1 protein-coding gene and 1 pseudogene are annotated in these 628 nt (G+C 26.4%); both read right to left on the bottom strand.

The genetic code is table 11. The features are described 5' to 3' along the window. On the bottom strand, nt 1-298 hold a 298-nt coding region (locus GQX97_RS13870; protein WP_157152337.1), incomplete at its 3' end, for a nicotinate-nicotinamide nucleotide adenylyltransferase. Between the two features lie 104 nt (nt 299-402). Then, a pseudogene (locus tag GQX97_RS13865) lies at nt 403-628 on the bottom strand (amidohydrolase family protein); the annotation flags it as partial.

Raw genomic sequence — 628 nt, 5'->3', positions numbered from 1 at the left:
TATCTTCAAACTTGTAATTATTATAAATATATTCTAAAGTTTTTATCGTATAAGACACACAATCATTTTTTATCTCATAATCATCTAATATAAAGTTGTCATTATCTTCTATAGACAATTTTAACATATTAATTCTGTCATCATCAGAAACTTTGCCGCTTATGCTTTTATGCGGAGGTATTTTACTTGGAATGAATAATATTTTATCGCATTTAAGTTCATGCTGTATAGTATCAGCCAATATTAAATGCCCCAAATGAGGAGGGTCAAAACTTCCGCCTAGTATTGCAATCTTCATAAACACTACGACACTGCCAAATAGAATTATATTAAAAGTTTAATTGTTAAATAATAATTTGCAAGCATATTTTTTTATTTATATAGCTAAACAATTATATTTTGTTAATATGTATAATAAACTTCTTTTCCAAAACTTTTATAAAACTTTCCGTTATTATAAACTACATTTCCTCTCACTATAGTAGTTATAACTTTGCCGCCTCTTTTAAATCCTATATATGGAGACCAAGAAGCTTTTGTAATTATATCTTTATCTTCTATAATGGATTCATCATTCAAATCTGATATTACAAAATCAGCATCAAATCCTTCTTTTAATAGGCCTTTG

The organism is Brachyspira sp. SAP_772, assembly GCF_009755885.1.
Lineage (GTDB): Bacteria > Spirochaetota > Brachyspiria > Brachyspirales > Brachyspiraceae > Brachyspira.
Note: the sequence above shows the minus strand (reverse complement) of the source record. Positions and strands in the feature narration are given on the sequence as shown.